Annotated in this window: 13 protein-coding genes; 4 read left to right on the top strand and 9 right to left on the bottom strand. The window is 67.6% G+C overall.

Annotated elements, in window-relative coordinates:
- Positions 1–80 precede the first annotated feature (80 nt).
- The 6 genes from AC3QLZ_RS02820 to AC3QLZ_RS02795 form a co-directional block, all read right to left on the bottom strand.
- Entirely contained in the window at positions 81–263 is a 183-nt protein-coding gene (locus AC3QLZ_RS02820; protein WP_043798298.1) for a hypothetical protein, read from the bottom strand.
- A 79-nt stretch (positions 264–342) separates the two neighbouring features.
- Positions 343–603 carry a translation initiation factor IF-1 gene (gene infA / locus AC3QLZ_RS02815; RefSeq protein ID WP_014237788.1) on the bottom strand — a complete coding sequence of 87 codons (261 nt, stop codon included), beginning with the start codon at positions 601–603 and terminating at the stop codon, positions 343–345.
- 349 nt (positions 604–952) lie between these two features.
- The gene (locus AC3QLZ_RS02810) at positions 953–2,551 is read right to left on the bottom strand and encodes a pseudouridine synthase (RefSeq protein WP_014237787.1); all 1,599 of its coding nucleotides are present in this window, start codon (positions 2,549–2,551) and stop codon (positions 953–955) included.
- 283 nt (positions 2,552–2,834) lie between these two features.
- On the bottom strand, positions 2,835–3,851 hold the full coding sequence (locus tag AC3QLZ_RS02805) for a class I SAM-dependent rRNA methyltransferase (RefSeq protein ID WP_014237786.1): 1,017 nt from the start codon (positions 3,849–3,851) through the stop codon (positions 2,835–2,837).
- A gap of 213 nt (positions 3,852–4,064) precedes the next feature.
- Positions 4,065–4,871 (bottom strand): fused MFS/spermidine synthase, encoded by an 807-nt coding sequence (locus AC3QLZ_RS02800; protein ID WP_014237785.1) that lies wholly within the window; start codon positions 4,869–4,871, stop codon positions 4,065–4,067.
- A gap of 3 nt (positions 4,872–4,874) precedes the next feature.
- Positions 4,875–5,489: a YitT family protein gene (locus tag AC3QLZ_RS02795; RefSeq protein WP_014237784.1), complete on the bottom strand. Its 615-nt coding sequence runs from the start codon at positions 5,487–5,489 to the stop codon at positions 4,875–4,877.
- An 89-nt stretch (positions 5,490–5,578) separates the two neighbouring features.
- Between AC3QLZ_RS02795 and AC3QLZ_RS02790 the strand changes: the two genes are divergently transcribed.
- On the top strand, positions 5,579–5,779 hold the full coding sequence (locus AC3QLZ_RS02790) for a SlyX family protein (RefSeq protein WP_014237783.1): 201 nt from the start codon (positions 5,579–5,581) through the stop codon (positions 5,777–5,779).
- Between the two features lie 110 nt (positions 5,780–5,889).
- On the opposite strand, the gene AC3QLZ_RS02785 is transcribed toward AC3QLZ_RS02790, so the two are convergent.
- The 3 genes from AC3QLZ_RS02785 to AC3QLZ_RS02775 all read right to left on the bottom strand — a co-directional run bounded on the left by AC3QLZ_RS02785 (position 5,890) and on the right by AC3QLZ_RS02775 (position 10,722).
- On the bottom strand, positions 5,890–7,776 hold the full coding sequence (locus AC3QLZ_RS02785) for a peptidase U32 family protein (protein WP_014237782.1): 1,887 nt from the start codon (positions 7,774–7,776) through the stop codon (positions 5,890–5,892).
- Between the two features lie 262 nt (positions 7,777–8,038).
- The gene (locus tag AC3QLZ_RS02780) at positions 8,039–8,509 is read right to left on the bottom strand and encodes a cyanophycin metabolism-associated DUF1854 family protein (RefSeq protein WP_014237781.1); all 471 of its coding nucleotides are present in this window, start codon (positions 8,507–8,509) and stop codon (positions 8,039–8,041) included.
- A gap of 5 nt (positions 8,510–8,514) precedes the next feature.
- Complete coding sequence (locus AC3QLZ_RS02775) at positions 8,515–10,722, bottom strand: cyanophycin metabolism-associated ABC transporter (protein ID WP_014237780.1); 2,208 nt, start codon at positions 10,720–10,722, stop codon at positions 8,515–8,517.
- Between the two features lie 300 nt (positions 10,723–11,022).
- Between AC3QLZ_RS02775 and AC3QLZ_RS02770 the strand changes: the two genes are divergently transcribed.
- From AC3QLZ_RS02770 to AC3QLZ_RS02760, 3 genes are all read left to right on the top strand, one after another.
- On the top strand, positions 11,023–13,191 hold the full coding sequence (locus AC3QLZ_RS02770; protein ID WP_014237779.1) for a cyanophycin synthetase: 2,169 nt from the start codon (positions 11,023–11,025) through the stop codon (positions 13,189–13,191).
- Between the two features lie 76 nt (positions 13,192–13,267).
- Entirely contained in the window at positions 13,268–15,853 is a 2,586-nt protein-coding gene (gene cphA, locus AC3QLZ_RS02765; RefSeq protein ID WP_014237778.1) for a cyanophycin synthetase, read from the top strand.
- Positions 15,854–15,989: 136 nt separating this feature from the next.
- The gene (locus tag AC3QLZ_RS02760) at positions 15,990–17,108 is read left to right on the top strand and encodes an acyltransferase family protein (RefSeq protein WP_014237777.1); all 1,119 of its coding nucleotides are present in this window, start codon (positions 15,990–15,992) and stop codon (positions 17,106–17,108) included.
- The last annotated feature ends 25 nt before the right edge of the window (positions 17,109–17,133 follow it).

Here is a 17,133-nt window from a genome sequence, read left to right as displayed (position 1 = left end):
CTACGGGGCAGGTTTTCAGGCAGGTATTACAGGAAAGGAGCGCCGCGGCGGGTGGCGCTGGGAGGACGGCGGCGCCGGCCTCAGCGGAAGGCGGAGATGTAGGCGTTGCCGTTGTAGTGGGCAGAGGCCTCGCCCCGGTGGGAGCGGAAGGTGACTTCAAAACGGTGGCCCAGGGGGCGTACTGCGATGACTTCGTAATGCTCGTCGTCTCCCTTGCAGAAGTCGACAATCCGGTCGCCCGGCATGAGTTCTTTTACTTTCACTAAGCTTTGTTTCCTTGAGTTGATCAGCACCCTGCGAAGTTCCGCATCGGCGGGGATGGCGCAGGGTGCCGTGGCGCGCCTAGCGGCGGCGGCGTGCGGGGGCGGGGCCCCGGGCACCTTCGCCGAGGTGGCGGAAGGTGATGCGACCCTTGGTCAGGTCGTAGGGGGACATTTCCACGGTGACCTTGTCACCCATGAGCACCTTGATGCGGTGCATCTTCATTTTGCCTGAACCGTAGGCGAGGATTTCCACGCCGTTGGCCAGGGTGACGCGATAGCGGGATTCGGGCAGCACTTCCATGACGGTGCCTTCAAATTCGAGGGCTTCTTCCTTGGACATTCAGTTCTCCGTTTGGTCTGCCCCATTCCTGTCGGACAGGCGGAACAGCGCGAGGTGGATCAGAGCCGGGCGCACAAACACATGGCGCAAGCCGGCCGGGGGCTGATGCGATCTCTTCTGGACGTAGTTCCGGGGCAGCGCCTGGGGCGTGGCCGGCAACAAGCACGAATGCATCTGGGGATGACTCGGGGCGCGGGGCGCCGAGGGTACCGCAAGGGCGGAGGGCTTGAGGGCAGAGGGGGCATCACGTTGGCCGAGGTGATGCTATTCGGCCAAGGTGCAGCAGTGTACTGCATTTCCCCCGGGGACGTCGGAATATCTTTACATCCCCGGGAAAGGGGGGAGGGGGCTAGAACTTCTCGTCGCTGCGCAGGTAGCGCCACTGGCCCGGCGGCAGCTTGCCGAGGACCACGCTGCCGATGCGGATGCGCTTCAGGCCCACCACCTTCAGACCCACCAGCTCGCACATGCGGCGGATCTGGCGCTTGCGGCCCTCGCGCAGGACGAAGCGCAGCTGCTCCTCGTTCTGCCAGGAGACGTGGGCCGGCTTGAGCTTGACGCCATCCAGGCTGAGGCCGTGGTTGAGCAGGGCCAGGCCGTTTTCGATCAGTTCGCCCTCGACCCGCACCAGGTATTCCTTTTCCACGGTGGAGTCTTCGCCGATCAGGCGCTTGGCCACGCGGCCGTCCTGGGTCAGCACCAGCATGCCGGTGGAGTCGATGTCGAGCCGGCCGGCGGGGGCCAGGCGGCGCAGGTGGGCGCTCTTGAAGCGGGTGCCGCCCTTGTCCTCTTCCCAGCGGTTTTCCGGCTGGACCAGGACCACGGCGGGCTCGTAGCCGTCCTCGGCCTGGCCGGAGACGTAGCCGATGGGCTTGTGCAGGATGATGGTGACGCTTTCCGCCTGGTGCTTGCGGGCCTCCGGATCGACCTCGATGCGGGCCGTGGGCACGATGCGGGAACCCAGTTCGCTCACCACCTTGCCGTCCACCTTGACCCAGCCGGCCTCGATCCATTCGTCCGCTTCGCGGCGGGAACACAGGCCCTGCTCGGACATCACCTTGGACAGGCGCGGCAGTTCGCTGGGATTGCCGCGGTCGCCTCGGGGCGGCCGGGTAGCGGCGGAGCGCTCGCCCGTGGCCGCATCGTCGCGCCGCGGCGCGGGACGGCGGGGGGTGTCGTCGAAACGGCGTGCCGGCTTGGCGAAGTCACCCGCCGGCTTGCCGCGGAAGGGCCGTTCCCGGTCGCCGTAGGTCCGTTCGCCGCCTTCGCGGCGGGGGCGCTCCGCCCGTTCGCCGTCCCGGGCGTAGGCCGGACGGGCGGGGGCGTCGCCACGCCGAGGCGGGCGACCATCCTCACTGCGGGGCTTGCCGAAAGGGGCGCCGGGCTTGCGTTCGCCGTAGCTGCGCTCGCCGTCCTCGCGGCGGGGCGCGCGGGGCCCACGGGGGGCATCCCCATCCCGGCCGTCGCGGGCGTAGGCGGGCTTGCCGGGTCCATCGCTGCGCCGGGGCGGGCGGCCATCGGCCTGGCGCGGCGGCCGCTCATCGCGGCCGGCGGGCTTGCCCCAGGCCGGGCGGTCCCGGTCGCCATAGGGGCGTTCGCCGTCTTCCCGGCGGGGGCGGCGCGGTGCTTCACCATTCCGGTCATTGCGGCTATCACGACCATCGCGGCCGTAGGCCGGCTTGCCAGGGGCGTCGCTGCGCCGCGGCGGACGGGCATGGTCGCTGCCTTCCCGGCGCGGCTGTTCGCCTTCGCTGCGGCGGCGGGGTGACTCTTCACTGCGCGGTGCGGAGCGGCGGGGTGCCTCGTCCCGGGCCGGGGCTTCCGCCCGGGGCTGGTTGCGGGTGGCGCGGTTGCCGCCGCGGATGGGCTTGCGCGCCGGATCGCGGGAGGGTTCGCTGCTGGCGTCGCCGGCTTTTTTACTCGGCAGTTTGAGGGTGGAGCGGGTCATGGTGGGGCCGTGGAAATCTTCAGGCCTCGCAGTGTACGCCAAGTGGGGCATCCCAAGCGGGAAAACGTCGCCGCCTGCCGCCGTGCGGCGCGGGGGGGCGTGGCGGCAGCGATGCCGGTGGTGCGTCGCCCAGTGGGGCGGGCAACGTGACCGCGGCTTTTGCCGCATGGCGCCCTGGCGCCGTTGGACGAGTGCGGTCGTCGCCGTGTCGGCCTCATCCATAAAAAAAAGCGGCACTCCCGGAGGAGCGCCGCCTTTTTCCGGCTTGGTCGGCAGACGGAGGTCAGACCCGCAGCAGCACCGTCTTCAGGGGCGGCTGGCCGTCCGGGCTGGGGAAGTCGGCCTCGGGGACGATCCATTCGGCCGCCCGCACTTCCCGGCCGGCCTTGCGGGCGCTGCGCTGCAGCTGGTCGAGCCAGGCGTCGCGCTGCACTTCGGCCACGTTGTTGCAGCAGACCAGGGTGCCGCCTTCGGCGGTGGCCAGCAGGGCCGGCTTGAACAGGGCCGGGTAGTCGTTCACCAGGTCCACCACGCCAAAGGGGCTCTTGGCGTAGCGGGGCGGGTCGAGGAACACCAGGTCGAACTGGCGGGGCTCCAGTTCGATGAAGGGGGGCATGCGCTTGCCCCGCACCATCTTGGGCTGGCCGATGCCGGCCAGCTGGCGGATGGCGGGGAAAACGTCGCTCTTGATGAAGCGGGGCCGGTGATTGAGTTCGTTGAGGGCGGCGTTGCTCTTGCCCACGGCCAGGCTGCTTTCGGCGAAATCGACATTGACGACGAAGGCGGCCCCGGCCTTGGCGGCGGCGATGCCGACGCCGCAGGTGTAGGCGAAGAGATTGAGCACGGACTTGCCGACGGCTTCCTGCATGATGCGGCGGCGGCCGGCCCGCAGGTCCAGGAACAGCCAGGGGTCCTGGCCGGCGTGGCGGGCCTGGATCAGGTAATTGACGCCCAGTTCGCTGAACTGCCGCGGGCGGTGGGCCGGTTCCACCTTTTCCGGCGGCAGATCGTTGGCGATGCGGGAATTGGCGCGGCTGCGGTCGTTGTAGATGCAGTCCAGGCCGGGCAGGACGCCGGCGTAGAAGGCTTCCAGCTCGGCCAGTTCGCCGGCTTCCAGGGGCGTGTGGAAGCTCTGCACCAGCAGCAGGTCGCCGTAGCGGTCCACGGTGAGGCCGGAGCGGCCTTCGACGCTGCCGTGGAAGAGGCGGTAGGCATTGGTGCCTTCGGCGTGCAGCTGGGGCAGCAGTTCGCTGCGGGCGGAATGGGCGGCGGCCAGGCGGTCGCTGAGCAGGTCTGACATGGGGACTCCGGTGCTGCTGAGGGGGAGGCCGGCGCCCGGGCGGCGGTCGGCAGGGGGGGGCGGCGGAGCGGCGGCGGGCTGGTGCCCGGCGGCCGGCCCCGACGACGGGCAGGCCGGCATTGTAGCGGAAGGCCTGCCGCGGTGCTGGCCTATCGCTGCAAACAGTGCCGTGGAAACAGCAGCTTGGCCACCGCTGCGGCCTCTTGCCGAGGTTCAGGCGGAGCGGCCGCGGCCCCGCTGCTTGCGCCGGCCTTCCAGGGCCCGGCGCAGGCGGGCGGCGGTGTCCGGCAGGTCGATGGGGTGGGCGGGGGCCAGCTCGTTGCTGCGGCTGCGCAGCTGCTCCAGGGACGGGGGGAAGTCCTCCTGCTTGCAGGCGAAGGCGATCTGGTTGCCTTCCTCCTGGGCGTCGATCAGCAGCACCCGGCCGTCGAAGCACTGGCGCAGGCGGCCCAGGTAGAGCTGCAGCAGGTCGTCGCCGGCCCACAGGTTGACCACCATGACGCCGCCGGGCTTGAGGCGGGCGTAGCAGTAGTCGTAGAAGGCGGTGGTGCAGAGCTGGCGCGGCAGGCCGTCGAGGCAGAAGCCGTCGATGAGCAGCACGTCCACGCTGTCCTCTATGGCCCGGATGTAGTCGGCCCCGTCGGCGCAGACGACGCGGAAGTTGTCGCCGTCCGGCGGCAGGCGGAATTCGTCGCGCAGGGCGATCACCGCCGGGTCGATCTCCACCGCGGTGAAATCCACCCCGGGCAGGCGCTGCAGGCAGTACTTGGCCAGGGAACCGCCCCCCAGGCCGATCATGGCGATGCGGGCCGGCTCCGGATGGAGCAGGAGGAAGCCCATCATGGAGCGGGTGTAGCCCAGGGTGAGGGCCGTGGGGTCGGCCTTGGACATGGTGCTCTGCACCGTGCGGAAGTCGAAGTGGAGGGCCAGTTCATCCGCCTCGTCCTTGAGGTAGGGACGGCCGCTGAGGCGCTCGGGCGGCACGCTCTGCCTCAGTTCGTAGTCGTCGTCCCGGGCCATGGTTCAGGTGCCGGCGTAGCGGCCGGGGCGGTGATTGACGGCGATGACGAAGTTGAGGGCGACGGCGCCGAGGATGGAGAGCAGCACGTGGTAGGGGTCCCGCACCAGCAGGGCGGCCGAGAGGATGGCCACGTCGGCGGCCATCTGCACGTGGCCGGCGCGCCAGCCGCGCCGCTCCTGCAAATACACGGCCATGACGCCGAGGCCGCCGAGGCTGGCCCGGTGGCGCACCAGCATGAGCAGGCCGATGCCGGTGAGAAAGCCCCCCATGAGGGCGGCAAAGACCGGCTCCAGGCTGGCAAAGGCGACGTGGGCCGGCAGCAGCTCCGTATAGAGGGAGAGCAGGGCCACGGCGATGAAGGTCTTGAGGGTGAAGTTCCAGCCCAGGGCCCGCACCGAGAAAAAGTAGAAGGGCAGGTTGATGAGGAAGAAGGCGGGGCCGAACGGCAGGTCGAGGCCGTAATGGGCGAGGAAGGCGAGGCCGGTGGTGCCGCCGGTGAGGAGACCGGCATGGCGGAACAGCAGCACGGCGAAAGCGACCACCAGGGGCGCCACCAGGAGGGCCTGGAGGTCTTCGAAGAGGCTGTGGCGGGGCGGGGCGGGGGGCTGGGTAGTCAAGGCAGGGTGGGAGCAGGCGTGAGGGGCGTAGTGTAAGCCATGGGGCGGCAGGCGTAGAATCCGCCCTCACTCAACGACCGGGAACCGCCATGGAAGAGCGTCTGAACGAACTGGAAATCAAGCTCAGCTTTGCCGACGATGCCATCGACGAACTGAATCGCACCGTCTTCCGCCAGCAGCAGCTGATCGAACAACTGCAGCACGACCTGCGGGCCCTGCGGCAGCAGATGCTGGCCAGCCTGCCGGAAGAAAAGCGCACCCTGCAGGACGAGATTCCGCCCCATTATTGAGCTAACTTTTTGCCACAGAGGGCACAGAGAACACAGAGGTAAAGCAACGGCTTGGCATCGCTCTTCTCTGTGTTCTCTGTGCCCTCTGTGGCTAAAGGTTTTTCCCCCACTCAGTGGGGCATGAGCTGGATGCTGCGGTTCTTGCGCATCTTGCCCACCACGTGCATTTCGCACTTCACGCAGTCGAACTTCAGGGTCAGGCGCTCGCCGTTGTTCACCAGGGTCAGGGGATCGGGCTTTAATCCCTTCACTTCCTTGGGGCACAGGTTGAAGCTGTGGCGCAGGCAGTGCTTGGTGATCATCAGGGAAACGGCGCCCTTCTCCTCGTCCGCCTCGTAGGCCGCGGCGATCAGTTCCACCCCGTGCTTGAGGTAGAACTCCCGGGCCTTGCGGTTGTACACATTGCCCAGGTAGGTCAGTTCCACTTCCGGGTAGAGGGCCGGCGGCTCCACCGGCCTGGCCCGGGGCGGGCGCTGGTAGGCGGCGGCCCGGGCCGTATCCAGGGCTGCCACCGCTTCCCGGCGCAGGGCGTTGATGGCGCCGGCGGGCAGGAACCAGGGCTGGGACAGCTGCAGCTCCACCCCGTCGGCCACGTACAGGGTGTTGCCCAGCTTGGCCAGGTTTTCCCGGAGGCCGGCCAGGGCCCGTTCGCCGTTCTGGGCGGCTTCCTTGGCGTGGGCCAGGGGCACGCTGACGGCTATGCCGGTTTCGTCCGTCAGGGTCAGGGCGAAGCCGTCGCCGCTTTCGGCGAAGACCATGGTGATGCCCACCCGGCGTTCCGCCGACTTCTTTTCCAGGATGCGTTCGAATTCCTGGTCCCGGTTGCGGTGGATGGCGGTGCCCACGGCCAGGTCCGCCGGCACTTCGTTGGGCGTGCAGCGCCAGGCCGCGCCCACCTTCTCCGCCGTATTGAGGCGCAGGCCCACCAGTTCGCCGTGACCGTCGAAATAGGAGAGGCCGTCGCCGTTGTGCAGGGCTTCCGCCGTCTCGACCTCGAACCAGCCCTTGCCCAGGCGGCTCACCTTGCCGATGGCCGGGCCGGAGAAGGCGGGGGTGTCGAAGGCGCCCACTTCGCTGTGGCCCCGGCCGTGCACAAAGTAGTCGGTGGCGCCCCGGTTGAAGGTCTTTTCCGGCTGGGGGGTGAAGAAGAAGGTGCTGCGGCCGGCGGAGGAGCGGGTGAATTGGGGATGCTGCGCCAGGATGCCGTCCAGCAGGGTGCGGTAGTGGGCGGTGATGTTCTTGACGTAGGAGAGGTCCTTCAGCCGGCCTTCGATCTTGAAGGAGCTGATGCCGGCCTGGGCCAGGGCCAGCAGGTTGGCGCTCTGGTCGTTGTCCTTCATGGAGAGCAGGTGCTTGTCGCTGGCGATGATCTGGCCCTGCTCGTTTTCCAGGTCGTAGGGCAGGCGGCAGGCCTGGGAACATTCGCCCCGGTTGGCGCTGCGGCCGGTGTGGGCGTGGCTGATGTTGCACAGGCCGCTGTAGCTGACGCAGAGGGCGCCGTGCACGAAAAACTCCAGGGCGATGTCGGTCTGGGCGGCAATCTGGCGGACCTGTTCCAGGTCCAGCTCCCGGGCCAGGACGATCTGGGAGAAGCCCACGTCCTGCAGGAAGCGGGCCTTGTCCACGGAGCGGATGTCGGTCTGGGTGCTGGCGTGGAGCTGGATCGGCGGCAGGTCGAGCTGCAGCAGGCCCATGTCCTGGATGATGAGGGCGTCGGCGCCGGCGTCGTGGCATTCCCAGGCGATGCGGCGGGCGGTCTCCAGTTCCTCGTCCTTGAGGATGGTGTTGAGGGCCACCAGTACCCGGGCGTTGTAGCGGTGGGCGAATTCGCTGAGGCCGGCGATGTCGGCCACGCTGTTGCCCGCATTGGCCCGGGCGCCGAAGGCCGGACCGCCGATATAGACGGCGTCGGCGCCGTGGACGATGGCTTCCATGCCGAAGTCGGCATTCTTGGCGGGGGCGAGGAGTTCAAGCGGGTGGGCGAGGGGATGGGGCATGGGGGAATCTTTTATTGCCACAGAGGCACAGAGAACACAGAGTAAAAGCGGGAAAGCCGTAACGCCATGGGTACGGGCAGGCGTTACTTGGTGCGCCGCGGGCGACAGGAGTTCAGATTATTTCAGCTGGCCGCTGGAAATGACACTGCCCGGAGAGGAAGGAGGGACGCCATTCTTCGCGGTGCAGCGGTGAAGAATGGCGCCAATATTACCTCTCCAGCCAGCAGGTATTCGCTCTCTGTGCCCTCTGTGGCGAAGGTTCTTACAGGAAGCGTTCGAGAAACTTGCGGCTGGGCTTGTCCAGGGCCTGGCGGTTGCGGATCAGGTACTGCACGCCGTGGCTGTCGGAAATGAGCAGGGCCTGCTGGTTGAGGCGGCGGATGTCGTCCTCGCCCTTGAGCACCAGGCGGGCGTTGCCCCGGTCCGTTTCCACGTCCCAAGTACTGGGGGTGGCGAAGCTGGAAACGTGCACGATGCGGGAGATGACCGGCATGAACTCCCGGTTGGCCAGTTCTTCGACCACCAGTTGCCGCGGGCCTTCCGGCAGGTCGGCCAGGCGCTCGATCCATAGCAGTTCCTTGCCGTGGGCGTTGACCAGGGCCAGGCCCTCGTCCGGGGCGGTGATGCCGAAGGCGCGCACCGGCACCACGCCTTCGTGGACGTCGCCCTCGGCGCCGGTGAACACCAGCTGGCCGAAGGGATTGCGAATCAGGGTGAAATTGCAGGGCGTCATGGCGTTCATTCCTCGCTCTCACGCTCGGCCAGCTGCTCGTCGAGCTGCTTGGTCTGGGCGGTGTACAGGCGGTAGTAGGCGCCTTCCTTGGCGATCAGTTCGTCGTGCTGGCCTTCTTCCACCACCACGCCGCGATCCATGACCACCAGCCGGTCGGCTTTGCGCAGGGTGGACAGGCGGTGGGCGATGGCGATGGTGGTGCGGCCCTTGATCAGGTTGTCCAGGGCGCCCTGGATTTCCAGTTCGGTTTCCGTATCCACGGCGGAAGTGGCTTCGTCCAGGATCAGGATCTTGGGGTCGATGAGCAGGGCCCGGGCGATGGAGATGCGTTGGCGCTCGCCGCCGGAGAGGGCCTGGCCCCGTTCGCCCACCAGGGAGTCGTAGCCGTGGGGCAGGCGCAGGATGAACTCGTGGGCATGGGCGGCCCGGGCGGCGGCGACGATTTCCTCCCGGCTGGCGTCCGGCTTGCCGTAGGCGATGTTCTCGGCAATGGTGCCGAAGAAGAGGAAGGGCTCCTGCAGCACCAGGCCGATGTGCTTGCGGTATTCGGACACGGGAATGTTGCGCACGTCCACGCCGTCGATGCAGATGGCACCTTCGCCCACGTCGTAGAAGCGGCAGATGAGGTTCACCAGGGTGCTCTTGCCGGAGCCGGAGTGGCCCACCAGGCCGATCATCTCGCCCGGGTTGATCTTCAGGTCCACACCCCGCAGCACGGTGCGGTTGCCGTAGCGGAAGCCCACCCGCTCCACGGTGATGCCGCCTTCCACCTTGGTCAGGTGCTGGGGCTTGACCGGTTCCGGCACGCTGGAAACGTGGTCCAGGATGTCGAAGATACGCTTGGCGCCGGAAGCGGCCTTCTGGGTGTGGGAGACGATGCGGCTCATGGAATCGAGGCGGGTGTAGAAGCGCCCGATGTAGGCCAGGAAGGCGGCCAGGGTGCCCACGGTCACCTGGTTCTTTGTCACCAGCCAGATACCCAGGCCCCAGACGATGAGCAGGCCCACTTCCGTGAGCAGGGTGATGGTGGGGGAGAAGAGGGACCACAGCCGGTTCACCCGGTCGTTGGCCTCCAGGTTGCGCTGGTTGGCGTCCTTGAAACGGCTGGTTTCCCGCTTTTCCTGGGCGAAGGCCTTGACCACCCGGATGCCCGGGATGGTGTCGGCCAGCACGCTGGTGACGCCGGACCAGACCCGGTCGATCTGCTCGAAGCCGTGGCGCAGCTTGTCCCGCACCACGTGGATGAGCCAGACGATGAAGGGCAGGGGAATGAGGGTCACCGCCGCCAGCCAGGGATTGATGGAGACCAGGATCACCGCCGTCATGGTGATCATCAGCACGTCGGTGAAGAAGTCCAGCAGGTACAGGGAGAGGAAGACGCAGATGCGGTCCGACTCGCTGCCGATGCGGGCCATCAGATCGCCGGTGCGCTTGCCGCCGAAGTATTCCAGGGACAGCTTGAGCAGGTGCTCGTAGGTCTGGCTGCGCAGGTCGGCGCCAAGGCGCTCCGACACCAGGGCCAGGATGTAGGTCTTGGCCCAGCCCAGGCCCCAGGCCAGCAGGGCCGAACCCAGCAGGCCGCCCAGATAGAAGTAGACCTTGCCGGTGTCCAGGGGCTGGCCGTTCTGGTAGGGGATCAGCACCTCGTCCATGAGGGGCATGGTCATGTAGGGCGCCACCAGGGTGGCGGCGGTGGAGATCAGGGTCAGGATGAAGCCGGCCAGCAACTGGCCCCGGTAGGGCCGGGCAAAGCGCCACAGGCGGAACAGGGTCCAGGTGGAGGGCGGGGTGTACAGCTCCTTGGCGCAGCTCGGGCAGTCGTCCTGGCCCGGCACCAGGGGGGCGCCGCAGCGGGCGCAGATGGCGGCGGGCGGGGCTTCCACGGGCTGGCCGCTGACGGCGGCATCCCGCTGCTGCTCGAAGTGATCCAGCACCTGGCGGGCGTTGGTGTCCTTGCCCAGGGTATGGCGCCAGCGGGCCAGCTGTCGCTGCTCGTCCACCAGCTCCAGGCTGGCCACGCCGGCATGATCCCGACGCTGCAGGTGGAGGCCGGCCCGGTAGGGAAAGGCCTGCCAGGCAGGCTCTTCGCCGCTGCGGGCGATGAGCTGGCGGTCGGTGACCAGGACCAGGCCCCGGGCAAAGCGCAGGGTCTTGTCCAGGTCCAGTTCCAGGTGGGCCAGGATGGTTTCGTCCGGCCCCAGGAGGGCGGACAACTCCGTCAGCCAGGCACCGGGAAGCTCTTCCAGAGTGGTGGTGAGGGATGCGGATTGGGAGGACAGCTTGGAAATTTCCCGTAAGGGTTCTACGTTTTGTGAAATAATTTTTGCACCCGCCGGTGAACCAAAAGAAAAGTTGCGCGTTGATTTTACCTTACAAAGGAGAGTCCCCCGGAAAAACGGGCCAGGTTGATCCCTTCTTGGGCTACATCGGAAATAGCGCGGAAGCTAAGCTAAACGCAGTTTTCCCCAAGGAGTTGACCTGAGCCTGCAGGTTCCCCGGTTCCGGCACAAGGTATGAGCCACAAGACAATCAAATTTCTGAGCATTACCCATCTCAAGGGTCCCAACGTCTGGACCTACACCCCCGTCCTCGAAGCCCTGATCGACATCGGCGATCTGGAGGACTGTCCGTCCAACACCATCCCCGGTTTCTACGAGCGCCTCTCATCCTGGCTGCCCGGCCTGGTGGAACACCGCTGCAGCTATGACGAGCGCGGCGGCTTCCTGCGCCGGGTGGAAGAGGGGACCTGGCCCGGCCACATCATGGAGCACGTCTCCCTGGAGCTGCAGGCCCTGGCCGGCATGCCCGGCGGCTTCGGCCGCGCCCGGGAAGTGCCGATCCGCGGTGTCTACAAGGTGGTGGTGACGGCCTGGCACGAGATGGTCACCCGCTACGCCCTGGAAGCGGCCCGGGACCTGGTCATGGCCGGGATCGAGGACAAGCCCTTCGACGTGGCGGCGGCGGTGAGCCACCTGCGGGAGCTGGTGGACGACTACTGCCTCGGCCCCTCCACCGGCTGCATCGTGGAGGCCGCCGAGAGCCGGCACCTGCCCTTCATCCGCCTGTCCACTGGCAACCTGGTGCAGCTGGGTTACGGTTCCCGCCAGCGCCGCATCTGGACGGCCGAGACGGACCGCACCAGCGCCATTGCCGAAAGTATCTCCCGGGACAAGGACCTGACCAAGAGCCTGCTGGCCTCCTGTGGCGTGCCGGTCCCCGAGGGCGTCACCGTCAAGTCGTCGGAAGATGCCTGGGAAGCGGCCGAGGACATCGGCCTGCCGGTGGTGGTCAAGCCCAGCGACGGCAACCACGGCCGCGGCGTGTTCACCAACCTGACCACCCGGGAAGAGATCGAGACCGCCTTCAGCGTGGCCCAGGACGAAGGCAGCGAAGTCATCGTCGAACGTTTCATTCCCGGCAACGAACATCGCCTGCTGGTGGTGGGCGGCCGCATGGTGGCCGCCTCCCGGGGCGAGACCGCCCAGGTGGTGGGGGACGGCAAATCCACCGTGCTGGAACTGATCGAGCTGCAACTGAATTCCGATCCCCGCCGCGGCAACAGCGAAGATCATCCGCTCAACCGGGTCCGCCTGGATTCCGCCGCCCGCCTGGAGGTCCGGCGCCAGGGCTTCGAGCCCGACGGCGTGCCGCCGGAAGGCAAGGTGGTGGTGATCCAGCGCAACGGCAACGTCTCCATCGACTGTACCGCCGAAGTGCATCCGGATACGGCCGAGACCGTGGCCCTGGCGGCCCGCATCGTCGGTCTGGACATCGCCGGGGTGGACCTGGTGGTGGAGGACGTGTCCAAGCCCCTGGCCGACCAGGGCGGCGCCATCGTCGAGGTCAATGCCGGTCCCGGCCTGCTGATGCACATCAAGCCCGCTGCCGGCGAGCCCCAGCCTGTGGGCAAGGCCATCGTCGAACACCTGTTCCCCAACGGCGACAGCGGCCGCATCCCCGTGGTGGGCATCAGCGGCGGCAAGGGCAAGACCACCGTGGCCCGCGTCGTCACCCGCCTGCTCGAATTGTCCGGCCACTACACCGGCCTGGCCTGCAGCACCGGTCTGTACCTGGACCGCCGCCTGGTGGAAGCCGGGGACCGGGCCCAGTGGGATACGGCCCGCCGCGTCCTGATGAACCGTTCGGTGCAGGCTGCCGTGATCGAGAATAGCGCCACTTCCATCGTCACCGAAGGCCTGGCCTACGACCGTTGCCAGGTGGGGGTGCTGACCAATTTCGAGCCCATCGAGGACCTCAGCAAGTACTACATGGACTCCCCGGAGAAGCGCTTCACCACCCTGCGTACCCAGGTGGACGTGGTGCTGCCCACCGGCGTCGCCGTGCTCAATGCCCGGGAACCCCAGCTGGTGGAGATGGCCGAGCTGTGCGACGGCGAGGTGATCTATTTCGCCGCCGATCCGAGCCTGCCGGTACTGGCCGAGCACCGCTCCAAGGGCGGTCGTGCCGTGCTGCTGCGGGAAGGTGCCGTGGTCCTGGCCAAGGGCTGGGAGGAAACCAAGCTGCTGGACCTGGCCCAGGTGCCCATGGCTGCCGGCGGCGAAGCCTTCCAGGCCGAGAACGTGCTGGCCGCCGTGGCTACGGCCCGGGCCCTGGACATTGCCCCCGAGGTGATCCGCGCCGGCCTGGAAACCTTCGTGCTGGACGCTGCACCCGCCATTTGATGATTGCCGACTGACGAGACGCCTGCCCCGGGCTTTCCCGGGCAGGCCCGACTAAACGGTCACAACAGGATTTTTTATGGAAGTCTCCCGCATCCGAGCCCTGCGCGGCCCCAACCTGTGGAGCCGCCACACCTCCATCGAAGCCATCGTTACCTGTAGCGAGGCCGAGCGCTTTTCCCCCGCCTCTTCCGCCCTGCTGGAAAGTTTCCTCGACCGGCTGCTGGAGCGCTTCCCGGAAATCGGCCTGGTCATGCCGGCCGGTGCCGCTGCCCTGCCGTCCGTGGCCCATGCCCTGCAATTTGCGGCCCTGGGCCTGCAGGCTTCCGCCGGCTGCCCGGTGACCTTCAGCCGCACTTCCGAAACCCTGGACCCCGGGGTTTACCAGGTGGTGGTGGAATACACCGAGGAGCCCGTCGGGCGCCTGGCCTTCGACCTGGCCGTGTCCCTGTGCCAGGCGGCCCTGGAGAACACGCCCTTCGACCTGGACAATGTGCTGGCCCGCCTGCGGGAACTGGACGAGGACGTGCGCCTCGGTCCTTCCACCGGTTCCATCGTCGATGCGGCCATTGCCCGCAACATCCCCTTCCGCCGTCTGACCGAGGGCAGCCTGGTGCAGTTTGGCTGGGGCAGCAAGCAGCGCCGCATCCAGGCGGCCGAAATGGATTGCACCAGCGCCATTGCCGAATCCATCGCCCAGGACAAGGAACTGACCAAGGAACTGCTGCGCGCCGCTGGCGTGCCGGTGCCCTGGGGCCGGACCGTGGCCGATGCCGACGATGCCTGGGCGGCCGCCCAGGAGATCGGTCTGCCGGTAGTGGTCAAACCCCGGGACGGTAACCAGGGCAAGGGCGTGGCGGTCAACCTGAAGAGCGAGGCGGAGGTCCGCCAGGCCTTCGATGTGGCTTCCGAATTCCGCGATGATGTGATGGTGGAACGCTACCTGCCCGGCCAGGACTTCCGCGTCCTGGTGGTGGGCAAGCAGCTGGTGGCGGCCGCCCGCCGCGATCCGCCCCAGGTCATCGGCGACGGCGTGCATACCATCCGCCAGCTGGTGGACCAGGTGAATGCGGACCCGCGCCGGGGCGAGGGCCATGCCACCTCCCTGACCAAGATCCGTTTCGATGAAATCGCCCTGGCCACCCTGGCCCGGCAGAACTACAACGCCGACTCGGTGCCGCCCCGTGGCGCCCGGGTGCCCCTGCGCAACAACGCCAACCTGTCCACCGGCGGCTCGGCCACCGACGTCACCGACGACGTCCATCCCGAACTGGCGGCCAAGGCCGTGGCCGCGGCCCAGATGGTGGGCCTGGACATCTGCGGTGTGGACGTGGTGTGCGAGACCGTGCAGCGCCCCCTGGAAGAGCAGGGCGGCGGCATCGTCGAAGTCAATGCAGCCCCCGGCCTGCGCATGCACCTGCAGCCTTCCTTCGGCAAGGGCCGGGCGGTGGGCGAGGCGGTCATCTCCACCATGTATCCGGACGGCGACGACGGCCGCATCCCGGTGGTGGCCGTGGCCGGCACCAACGGCAAGACCACCACGGTGCGCCTGATTTCCCACCTGTTCACCTGCAATGGCCAGCGCACCGGCATGACCGGCACCGACGGTGTCTATATCCAGGGCAAGCGCATCGACACCGGCGACTGCTCCGGTCCGAAGAGCGCCCGCAACGTCCTGCTGCACCCGGATGTGGATGCGGCCGTGCTGGAAACCGCCCGGGGCGGCGTGTTGCGCGAGGGCCTGGGGTTCGATCGTTGCAACGTGGCCGTGGTCACCAATATCGGCATGGGCGACCACCTGGGCCTGGCCTACATCAATACCGTGGAAGACCTGGCGGTGGTGAAGCGGGTCATCGTCGAGAACGTGGCCAACAACGGCACCGCCGTGCTCAATGCCACCGACCCCATCGTCGCCCGCATGGCCGAGTCCTGCCCGGGCAGCGTCACCTTCTTCGCCGCCGATCCGCACCATCCGGTGATGGCCACCCAGTTCGCCCAGGGCCGTCGCGGCCTCTATGTGGAAGGCGGCGACATCGTGGCCGCCGAAGGTTCCACCGTGGTCCATCGCATCCCCCTCTCCGGCGTGCCCCTGACCCGTAACGGCAGCATCGGCTTCCAGGTGGAAAACGTCATGGCGGCCACCGGTGCCGCCTGGGCCATCGGCATCTCCTGGGAGGTGATCCGCCAGGGCCTGGCCACCTTCGTCAGCGACGCCTCCACCGCTCCCGGCCGTTTCAACCTGTTCGACTACAAGGGCGCCACCCTGATCGCCGACTACGGCCACAATCCGGATGCCATCCAGGCCCTGACCAACGCCATCGCCACCATGACGGCCAAGCGCCGTTCCGTGGTCATCAGCGGTGCCGGCGACCGCCGCGACGAGGATATCCGCCAGCAGACCCGCATCCTCGGCGGTGCCTTCGACGAGGTCATCCTGTACCAGGATGCCTGCCAACGCGGCCGCGCCGACGGTGAAGTGCTGGGCCTGTTGCGGGAAGGCCTGCAGGGCGCCAGCCGCACCCGGAACGTGGAGGAGGTGCGGGGCGAGTTCCTGGCCATCGACACGGCCCTGGCCCGGCTGAGCCCGGGCGACCTGTGCCTGATCCTGGTGGATCAGGTGGATGAAGCCCTGGAGCATATTGCCAAGCGCGTCAAAGAGGCTTGATTTTGCTACAATTCCGGGGTTTGCCTGACGGCGGGCCCCGGACGTTGTCCCCGGGCCGTTCTCTCAACCGCAATTTACAACCTGGAATCCGTGCCACCATCGCCCGCGGCGATGGCGACCCCCTGCTCAAGCTGCCATGTCCTCCGGACCATCCCGCCTGGTATTCATCGACGTCCTCAAGGCGTTTGCTTCCCAACTGATCGTTCTGCACCACCTGGCCTTCTACGGCCCCATGTCCGACGCCGCCCAGGAGCTGGTTCCCGGCCTCATCGGCTGGCTCAGCGAATATGCCCGCATCGCCGTCCAGGTGTTCCTGGTGGTGGGCGGCTTTCTCGCCATTCGCGCCCTGGCGCCCCAGGGCCAACTGCTGACGCGACAGCCGGTCAATATGCTGGCGCGGCGTTACCTGCGCCTGGTGCCGCCATTCCTTGCCGCCATGGCCATCGCCGTCGTCTGTGCCCATGTGGCCCGCCTGTGGATGGATCACGACTCCATCCCGGACAAGCCCATGGCCCTGCAGGTGCTGGCCCACGCCTTCCTGCTGCACAACATCCTGGATTTTGATGCCCTCTCCGCCGGGGTCTGGTATATCGCCATCGACTTCCAGCTCTTCGCCCTGCTGGTCGGCCTGCTCTGGCTGGGGCGCTGGGGCCGGGAACGCATTCCCGCCATGGCCGGCGGTCGCAGCCGCGGCGTGCACAGCCTGGGCATGATCCTGGTGTTTTCCCTGGTGCTGGCTTCCCTGTTCCATTTCAACCGGGACGCCAGCTGGGATGTCTGGGCCGTCTATTTCTTCGGCGCCTACGGCATGGGTGTGATGGCCTACTGGGCTTCCGAGCGGGGGCAGTCCCCCGTCTGGCTGGCCATCATCGCCTCGGTGGCCCTGGTGGCCCTGTTCCTGGATTTCCGCCTGCGCATCGCCGTGGCCCTGTGCGCTGCCCTGGCCCTGGGCCTGGCCCGGCGCAGCGGCTGGATGGAACGCTGGCCCCTGGGTTTGCCGGGCCAGACGGCCATCACCTTCCTCTCCCGGGTTTCCTATTCCGTTTTCCTGGTGCATTTCCCGGTCTGCCTGCTGGTCAATGGTGCTTTTGACCGCTTCGTCCCGGCGGAGCCTGCCCTGCAGCTGACGGGCATGGTCCTGGCCTGGCTGGGCAGCATCGTGGCGGGCACGGCCTTCCATTTCTATGTGGAAAGCCGCCAGTGGAACCTCTCCGGAATGCTGCAAACCCTGTGGCGGCGCACTGCCAAGGCCTGATTCCGGGCCTGGCGGCGACCTGGCA

The organism is Azospira sp. MPR-LB4, from assembly GCF_058809525.1.
This window is presented reverse-complemented; position numbering and strand designations above follow the sequence as displayed.